The sequence below is a fragment of the Rhizobium sp. BK399 genome (assembly GCF_014194695.1).
In the GTDB taxonomy this organism is placed as follows: Bacteria; Pseudomonadota; Alphaproteobacteria; order Rhizobiales; family Rhizobiaceae; genus Rhizobium.
The window spans coordinates 1-2,904 of the sequence record NZ_JACIAH010000048.1; the positions used below are offsets into that span (position 1 = coordinate 1).

The window sequence follows — 2,904 nt, forward strand, 5'->3', positions numbered from 1 at the left end:
GCGGCGATCGACGCCAACAGCGGGATGGATGGGGTGCAGCACTTCTCGCTGGCCTCTGGTGGTGCGCTGACGGCGGCCGGCCAGGTGGTGGTGACGCACGAGGTGCTGAACGGCGACGAGTTCACGGTGATCCACGGCAATGTCGACAGCAACACCGATGCCGACTTCGTGCTGATGCTGAAGGGCAACTACAACCTGACGGCCAGCGACTTCAACGGCGTCTCTTGAGGGGTCGAGCGCGCCTCCCCGACCGGGCTTCCCGGTCGGGGTTTTATTCAGGCTTATATCTTCCGACATCCGGGTTTGTCGCGCGGTTCCCGAATGATGCGAGCCGCGCGTCCGCATTTCGCTTCACCCGCGCCGCCATGGGACGACCGTGGCGGCGCAAGTGCTCAAAACCTCATGGCTTACGGCTCACTGCCTTCCAGCATGTCGAGCCGATGGTCCGTCCCTTCGGTCCACGCCGGCAGCGAACCGGATGCCGTGACGAACCTTTCGGCGACATAAGCGTCGGCCTTGGTGGAAAGGTGTCGGTAAAGCTTCGCGAACAACCGCCTCGCCGCGCCCCCTGGCCAGTTGTCCGGGAGTGCCGAGACCGGCAATCTCGGGTCATGCAGGTGAACGGTGCGGAAGCGATGGACGAGGAGCAGGCGCATTGTCAGCGCTGTGGCTGGCGGCACGTTGAGAGTTGAAAGGCCGTCAAACTGCGCCAGGAATACCTTATAGGCTTCTTCGTGCGCAGACAGATCCCAATACTGGGACGCGAAATCCCTCAGAGCCTTGGGGTCGTGTGGCGAATCCGCCCGGAATACAAGGCCGGGAACTGCTGTTGCCATCACATGCGCGGGGCCGACGGCCAAGCGGTTGTTGATGCGCGCATGTCCGGATCGCTTTAGCATCTGCATTGCGTCTTCGACTGCTTCCCCAGTGACGTGGACAAACTGCCATCCGTCGTCCTCGGGTGCGCCGAACAGTACGCCTGCCGCAGCGGCGAATTCGCTTCCTGCCGATTCTGACAAGCGGTAGTAACTACGCCGACCTTCCCGTTCCCCTGACAATTGACCGGCAGCAACGAGGCGGGAGACGGCGGTGCGCACCAGTGTTTCGCTGATGCCGACGCCTGCGCAGGTCTCGATCAAATTTCCGATCCAGGCGATGCCGCCGCGCGGCTCTACGACATCGCCGTAGATCGTCACGATGAAACCCGCGGCCTTCAGCGGGGTTTCCTCGAGAATCCGCTTTATCAACCCGCTTGCTTCTGCATGTGCCGAATTCGCCGCTGCCGTCACCGGTTCCTCCTTGGGTGGTGGAACTGCGACTATCATATTGCGACGACCGTTTGCACCCTCGTCGTGGACTAAGGCGCAGACGGCAAGCGCCGATCAGCGTTGATCGTTTTTCATTTTCCCCGGCCGGCGCGTATCACGGCTCCCGGATTGCGCTGTCGAGCCCGCGCAGGATGGGATAGAGGAAGTAGGAGATGACCGTGCGGCGCCCGACCATGATCTCGGCTGACACCGTCATGCCTGGAAGCAGGCGGACGGGTTCGTCCGACCCTTTCAACCTTGGATCTGCCAGCGGGATGCGGGCCTTGAAGTAGGGAGCCGCAGTTTGGGTCGCAGCCTCCTGCTGTGTTGGCGTGAAGGCGTCGCGGCTCACGGTCCTGACTGTTCCAGATGCGGTTCCGAACTTTTGGAACGGATAGGCATCGAACTTGATGCGAGCTTCCTTGCCGGTCGTGATACGACCGATGTCGCGGGTATTGACCGAGACCTCCGCCTCAATCGGCACATTGAGCGGAACGAGGGTGACGATTGGCTCCGCCTCACGCACCACGGAGCCGACCGAGCGCGCGGCGAGATCAAGCACGACCGCATCGGCGGGCGCCGTCATCGCCACCATGTCTCGCCGCAGCTCCATCTTCTTCACTTCCTCGGAGGCAGTATCGCGCTGACTGCGCAGATCGACGAGTTGCTCCATGGCCGCGCGCCGGAAGTCTTCGATGAAAGCCTGCCTGTCAGCTCTGAGCTTGGCGAGGGTATGCTCGGCCTCGTCGGCCTTACCCTGCACGGCGGTTAATGTTGTCTCCACATCCAGGCGCGCGTCGCGCGAGCCGAGCAATGTGATCAGTGATCCGCTCTCCTTGTTGTAAAGCCGCTCCCGGGCGTCTTCGATCTGGGACAGCGTGTCGCGTCGGTTCGTCAGAACCTCCTCCTGGCTTCTGCTCGACGCGATCGTCGCTGACTGTGCAGCGATCTGCTGATCATAGTTTTGAAGCTGGGCGGCGCGGTAGGCGCGACGCTGGTCGAACAACTGCATCTGCAGCAGTTCGTCCCGCGTGGATCCCGCGGCCTTGGCGTAGTCTGTCCCGTCAAGCTCCGCCTCAAGTCGCCTCACCTGCGCGTCGAGTGCCATGAATTTGGCGCGCTGCTGATCGACATCAGACTGGCTGAAGGTTGCATCGAAGGTCGCCAGCACCTGGCCCTTCTTCACGATCTCTCCGGCCGTGACATTGATCGTCCTGATGATCGAGGTTTCGAGAGGCTGCACGACGATGGTCGGCTGCGTCGTGATCAGTTTGCCGGGCGCAACGACGACCTCGTCTATCGACGAAACGGACGCCCAGACGATTGCCGCGGCGATCAGCGCGGTGATGCCGTAGAGCGTCATGCGGGCAACCCTTGGCGGAGCGCGCTCCTCCAACTCAACGGCATCGGACTGGAACTCTGCGATCGCGGCTGGCAGCGAGCGCCTGAGCGCCGGTTGAGTGACCGGGGCGGGTGCTGGAACTGGAAGGTTCTCTCTTGGCTTTTCAGCGCGCGCGTTCATGCTACCTGCCTCATCTGCTGGGACCACAGGTGACGGTATGTCATGCAGCGTGTGACCAGTTGATCATGCCTGCCG

Annotated in this window: 3 protein-coding genes; 1 reads left to right on the forward strand and 2 read right to left on the reverse strand. The window is 62.3% G+C overall.

What is annotated here, in order from left to right; all coding sequences use genetic code 11:
• Nucleotides 1–228: hypothetical protein (locus FHT97_RS30595; RefSeq protein ID WP_183865212.1), on the forward strand; the 228-nt coding region annotated here is incomplete at its 5' end.
• Between the two features lie 179 nt (nt 229–407).
• Here FHT97_RS30595 and FHT97_RS30600 read toward each other — a convergent pair.
• Nucleotides 408–1,289 (reverse strand): PaaX family transcriptional regulator C-terminal domain-containing protein, encoded by an 882-nt coding sequence (locus FHT97_RS30600; RefSeq protein ID WP_348649664.1) that lies wholly within the window; start codon nt 1,287–1,289, stop codon nt 408–410.
• 133 nt (nt 1,290–1,422) lie between these two features.
• On the reverse strand, nt 1,423–2,829 hold the full coding sequence (locus FHT97_RS30605; protein ID WP_183865216.1) for an HlyD family type I secretion periplasmic adaptor subunit: 1,407 nt from the start codon (nt 2,827–2,829) through the stop codon (nt 1,423–1,425).
• Nucleotides 2,830–2,904 lie beyond the last annotated feature (75 nt).

Coding starts and splice junctions, on each gene's coding strand:
- FHT97_RS30605 (WP_183865216.1), bottom strand. CDS start 2,829: ATGAACGCGCGCGCTGAAAAGCCAAGAGAGAACCTTCCAGTTCCAGCA.